This is a genomic window from Pseudomonas sp. ES3-33 (assembly GCF_000952175.1).
Classification (GTDB): domain Bacteria; phylum Pseudomonadota; class Gammaproteobacteria; order Pseudomonadales; family Pseudomonadaceae; genus Aquipseudomonas; species Aquipseudomonas gregormendelii.
Window position 1 is genome coordinate 1 of the sequence record NZ_JZRI01000106.1, and the last position, 5,813, is coordinate 5,813.

The following is a 5,813-nucleotide window of genomic DNA, read 5'->3' on the forward strand; positions in this document are numbered from 1 at the left end:
AGATGTGTATAAGAGACAGTCCTCAAGCCGCACCCCGACCCCCAACAACCGCACCGGCTTGCCGCCACGATTGAACGCCTGGGTCAGCAGCAGCTGATAACTCCCCAGATCCCGCCCTGCCCCGGCCTGCTCCAGCGTGGTCTGGGTGAAATCGTGGAATTTCACTTTGACGAACGGCTTGCCCGGCCGATAGCTGCTGTCGATCCGCGCCATGCGCCCGGCCAGCGTCTCCAGCAATTCGGGGAGCTTGTCCAGGCAACTCAGCAGGTCCGGCAAGTCCACGTCGTAGGTGTTTTCGACACTGATCGACTGACGCCGACTGTCATTGTGCACCAGGCGATCATCGATCCCACGGGCCAGGCTCCACAATCGCTCACCAAAACTGCCGAATTCGCGGACCAGCGCCAACTTTTCCCACTCACGTAAATGCGAGCAATCGACAATCCCAAGGCGCCCCAGCTTGTCCGCAGTCACCTTGCCCACCCCGTGCAATTTACTCACTGGCAAGCCACTGACAAAGTCCTCGACCTGATCCGGAGTGATGACAAACAGCCCGTTGGGTTTCTTCCAGTCACTGGCGATCTTGGCCAGGAACTTGTTGGGCGCCACGCCGGCCGAGACCGTGATGTGCAACTGGTTGGAGACCCGCCGGCGGATTTCCTGGGCGACCCGGGTCGCGCTGCCACCAAAATGCGAGCTGTCCGACACATCCAGATAGGCCTCATCCAGGGACAGTGGCTCGATCAGGTCGGTGTAGTCACGAAAGATCGTGTGAATTTCCTTCGAGGCTTCTCTATAGGCGTCCATGCGCGGCTTGACGATCGTCAGGTCCGGGCACAGCTTCAGCGCGTGCCCCGAGGACATGGCCGAGCGTACTCCATAGGCGCGCGCCTCATAGTTGCAGGTCGCGATCACCCCTCGCCGATCCGCTGAGCCGCCCACGGCAAGAGGTTTACCGGCCAGGCGCGGGTCGTCACGCATCTCGATGGCGGCGTAGAAGCAGTCACAATCGACGTGGATGATCTTTCGCTGGGTCATGTAGAAGCGACGTTCATTGTGCGAAAAAGGTTTTTAGCGAGTCAGATCAACAGTATCTCATCGACACCTGTATATAGCACCAGTAGTAGGCATGTTCTTTTTCAAGGGTCGGAAAAAAGATGAATTTGTTTTTTCAATCGAAAACCTACTACCAATAGAGCTGTAACCCTTGCCACGCCTGCGCTGCAGCCATTTCAGCCACCGAGGTTTTGCGCTAAGCGATTGAACAGGAAGAGTTTTCTTCGTGAATGGCGGTTGACAGCCCCGCCATCCTCTGTAGAATGCCGACACACAGACGCGGGATGGAGCAGTCTGGTAGCTCGTCGGGCTCATAACCCGAAGGTCGTCGGTTCAAATCCGGCTCCCGCAACCAAACATCAAAAAAGGCTACTCGAAAGAGTGGCCTTTTTTGTGCCTGTCGAAAAAGTCCTTTCGCAACAATGATCTGTCACCTTGTGACGGGCCGATTGGTTTCACTCCAGCCTTGAGTTAGGTCTATGCTGGTCCGAGGCGTTTACCGCACAGGCCCATGGCGTGCCTTCACCTGTTGAGGGTGAGTGGCGTTAATATTTGTGATTATTTTTTTCTACAGGGATTGGTAACTTGGCTGGATACCCCCATCCTGTCGCGCACAATCCAAGAGGTGATTGATGCGCGCCAATTCGTCTGATCCACAAGACTCCGTCACAGCGACACAACCGATCAAGCCCGGGCGTTTGCGCCTGCTGGACCTGATCAGCAAGTACCGCCAGCCAATCGGCCTGGCAGTGACCTTGTTGCTGTTCGCCATCGCGCTGATTGCCTGTCGTCATCTGTTGAGCGAACTGGATCTGGACGCTCTGCACGACTCGATTCTCCAGGTACCAAAACCTGCCTTGCTGGGTGCACTGGCGGCGACGGTGGTCGGCTTTATCATTCTGTTGGGCTACGAATGGTCGGCCAGCCGTTATGCCGGCGTGACGCTGGCACCGCGAATTCTCGCCCTGGGTGGCTTCACCGCATTTGCGATCGGCAATGCCATCGGCCTGTCGATGCTCTCTGGCGGCTCGGTGCGCTACCGTCTATATGCACGGCATGGCCTGGGTGCCACGGAAGTGGCGCGCATGACCCTGTTCGCCAGCCTCTCGCTGGGCTGCGCCCTGCCGCCCCTTGCGGCCCTGGCAACCCTCAGCGACCTGCCCGCTGCCGCGACTGCCCTGGGCTTGTCCGAGATTTGGCTGGGCGCGGTGTCCGTGGCAGTGTTGCTACTGTTCAGCGTCCTGGCCATCGGCATTTACCGCCGCCGCCTGCCCGAACAACCTTATGCGGACAACCTGCTGGTCAAGGCCGGGCGCCGCACCTTGCGTCTGCCGGGGCGGCGCCTGACGTTCCTGCAATTGATCATCACCGCACTGGATGTCGCCGCGGCCGCTACCGTGCTGTACCTGCTGTTGCCAGAAGCGCCGCCCTTCGGCGCCTTCCTGTTGGTCTACCTGCTGGCGCTGGCTGCCGGGGTGCTCAGCCATGTGCCCGGCGGGGTCGGCGTATTCGAAGCAATCCTGCTGGCCGCCTTCGCCGACAAGCTTGGCGCTGCACCGCTGGCGGCCGCACTGCTGCTGTATCGGCTGATTTATGTGGTGTTGCCATTGCTGGTCGCTTGCGTGTTCCTGCTGATCAACGAAGGACAGCGCCTGTTTCAATCCCGTCAGTCCCTGCGCGCAGCCTCCGGCCTGGCTGCGCCGATCCTGGCGGTGCTGGTGTTCCTGTCCGGCGTGGTGCTGCTGTTTTCCGGTGTGACGCCGGAAATCGACACCCGCCTGGAGCACATCGGCTTTCTGATCCCCCATCGCCTGGTCGACGCTTCGCACTTCGGCGCCAGCCTGATCGGCGTGCTCTGCCTGCTGCTCGCCCAGGGCCTGCGGCGGCGCCTGTCGGCCGCCTGGATGCTGACCACCATTCTGTTGCTCGTAGGCGCCCTGCTCTCCCTGCTCAAGGGCTTTGACTGGGAAGAAGCCTGCCTGTTGACCCTGACCGCCAGCCTGCTTGGCGTATTCCGTCGTTCGTTCTATCGGCCGAGCCGCCTGACCGAGCTGCCGTTCTCGCCGCTGTATCTGGTGTCGAGCCTGTGCGTGCTGGGTGCATCCATCTGGCTGCTGCTGTTTGCCTACCAGGATGTGCCTTACAGCCATCAACTCTGGTGGCAGTTCACCCTTGACGCTGACGCTCCCCGGGGCCTGCGCTCGCTACTCGGCGCCGCCGTACTGCTGGTGGTGGTGTCGCTGACCTGGCTGCTGCGCACCGCACGCCCGGTCATCCACCTGCCGACGCCTGACGAGCTGGACCGGGCGGTAAAGATCCTCATGGCTTCCGCTCAACCGGACGGTGGCCTCGCCCTGACGGGTGACAAGGCGCTGCTGTTCCACCCCGACGAGCAGGCTTTCTTGATGTACGCCCGCCGTGGCCGCAGCCTGGTGGCCTTGTACGACCCTATTGGACCGGCCCAGCAACGGGCCGAAATGATCTGGCAGTTCCGCGACCTGTGCGACATTCACCACGCCCGCCCTGTGTTCTATCAGGTACGCGCCGAAAACCTGCCGTACTACATGGACATCGGCCTGACCGCGATCAAGCTGGGCGAGGAAGCCCGGGTCGATCTGCAGCACTTCGACCTGGAAGCCAAGGGCAAGGAGATGAAGGACCTGCGCTACACCTGGAACCGTGGCACCCGCGACGGCCTGTCGCTGGAGATCTTCGAACCGGGACAGGCGCCGATGGATGAGCTCAAGGTGATCTCCGATGCCTGGCTGACCGGCAAGAACGTTCGCGAAAAAGGCTTCTCCCTCGGCCGTTTCAGCGAGGACTACCTCAAGCATTTCCGCATCGCGGTGATCCGCTTCGAAGGCCGCCCGGTGGCATTCGCCAATCTGCTCGAGACATTCGGCCACGACCTGGCCAGCCTCGACCTGATGCGAGCGCACCCGGAAGCGCCAAAGCTGACCATGGAATTCATGATGGTCGGCCTGATTCAACATTATAAGAGTCACGGATACGCGCGCTTCAGCCTGGGCATGGTGCCGCTGTCGGGGCTGCAACCCCGTCGCGGCGCACCATTGACCCAGCGCCTGGGCTCGATGGTTTTCCGCCGTGGTGAGCAGCTCTACAACTTCCAAGGCTTGCGCCGCTTCAAAGACAAGTTCCAGCCTGACTGGGAACCCCGTTATATGGCCGTGCCCGCCGGACTCGATCCGCTGGTAGCCCTGGCCGACACTGCCGCCCTGATTGCGGGCGGCTTGACTGGATTGGTGAAACGCTGATGATTCAACGCTCCCTGCGGTATGTACTGGCCACACTGGTAGTGCTGGCCCTGATTCTCGGTGGCGGTTACTGGTACCTCAAGCGCCCGGCCCCGGAACCGACCCTCGAATCGTTCAAGCCAGCCGACGGCACGGCGATGACCCGGGTCACTCCCGGCACCTCGCCCCGCGCCCAGGTGCTGGTCGCAGTGAATGAGGACCAAAAGCTCAGTGACAAGCAATTGCTGACCCTGAGCCGTACCGGCTCGGCGCAGATCGTCCAGGTGATCCTGCCTAAAGACTGCCTGCTGCAAAGCCGCGCGTTGCAATCGGGCCTGCGCGAGCTCCACGGTCCGGCAACGCTGGTCAGCGGCATCGGTCCCGGCGCGGTGCTGGCCTGGCGCTGGTTGTCCGAACAGAAAGACGACAAGGCGCAGGCCGTCTCCGTGGACCTGGCCCTGGAAAAACCCGGCTGCACCCACCTGCTGCCAAAAAGCGCAGCGCACGGTCGCTGGCTGGCAGCCTGGAACGATAACCCGGACGACACCAGCGCCGGCTTCGTACGTGACCAGCCGAATGCCGAAACCAGCATCAGCGACTACGACATCAACCTGCCGCAGGTCCTGAACAACGAGCTGCGCAAGATCCTGGTCGGCGGCGACAAGGCCGCTGGCGGCTTGCAGATACCGGTCGTCGAAGTGCCGGCAGGCCAGGCCAACGACACCGTCACCCTGTTCCTCTCCGGTGACGGCGGCTGGCGAGACCTGGACCGTGACGTAGCGGGTGAAATGGCGAAAATCGGTTACCCGGTGGTCGGCATCGACACCCTGCGCTACTACTGGCAGCACAAAAGCCCTGAGCAAAGCGCGCTGGACCTGGCTGAGCTGATGCAGCACTACCGGCAGAAATGGGGCACCAAGCGCTTCGTCCTGACCGGCTACTCATTTGGCGCCGATGTGCTGCCCGCGATCTACAACCGCCTGGAGCCCGCCGAGCAGCAACGCGTCGACGCAATCATCCTGCTGGCCTTCGCCCGCACCGGTAGCTTCGAGATCGAAGTCGAGGGGTGGCTGGGCAACGCCGGCAAGGAAGCCGCCACGGGCCCGGAGATGGCTAAGTTGCCAGCGCCGAAAGTGGTCTGCATCTACGGTGAAGAGGAGGCCGATGAAAGCGGCTGCACCGACAAGACGGCCGTGGGGGAGGCGTTGAAATTGCCGGGCGGGCATCACTTTGACGAGAACTATCCGAAACTGGCTCAGCAGCTGGTGGACGTGATCGAGAAGCGCCAGAGCAAGGACAAGGTGGCTGAGGAGTAATCCAGCCCCCACAAAAAACCCCCCGCCACTTCACAGTGGCGGGGGCTTTTTTATTTGCACTGTCTCGTCCTGAATAAGGTTTACACCTTCTGGCTTCTTATCAGGAAGGTGCAATGAATACGGGCGAAAAACGTAGCCAGAGAGATTACACGCTGACTTTTAAATTGTCGGTTGTCGACCAAGTCGA

General features: G+C 61.3%; 3 protein-coding genes and 1 tRNA gene. 3 read left to right on the forward strand and 1 reads right to left on the reverse strand.

Annotation, left to right across the window (positions count from 1 at the left end):
- A partial coding sequence (dinB, locus tag UB23_RS18525) for a DNA polymerase IV (RefSeq protein ID WP_045060756.1) occupies positions 1–1,038 on the reverse strand: 1,038 nt, incomplete at its 3' end.
- Between the two features lie 296 nt (positions 1,039–1,334).
- On the opposite strand from dinB, the gene UB23_RS18530 reads away from it, so the two are divergent.
- The 3 genes from UB23_RS18530 (at position 1,335) to UB23_RS18540 (ending at position 5,626) form a co-directional block, all read left to right on the forward strand.
- A tRNA-Met gene (locus UB23_RS18530) sits at positions 1,335–1,411 on the forward strand.
- A 277-nt stretch (positions 1,412–1,688) separates the two neighbouring features.
- On the forward strand, positions 1,689–4,331 hold the full coding sequence (gene mprF / locus UB23_RS18535; protein ID WP_045060757.1) for a bifunctional lysylphosphatidylglycerol flippase/synthetase MprF: 2,643 nt from the start codon (positions 1,689–1,691) through the stop codon (positions 4,329–4,331).
- A complete protein-coding gene (locus tag UB23_RS18540) occupies positions 4,331–5,626 on the forward strand; it encodes a virulence factor family protein (RefSeq protein ID WP_045060758.1) in 1,296 nt (431 codons plus the stop codon). The genes mprF and UB23_RS18540 overlap by 1 nt, the downstream gene beginning before the upstream one ends.
- The last annotated feature ends 187 nt before the right edge of the window (positions 5,627–5,813 follow it).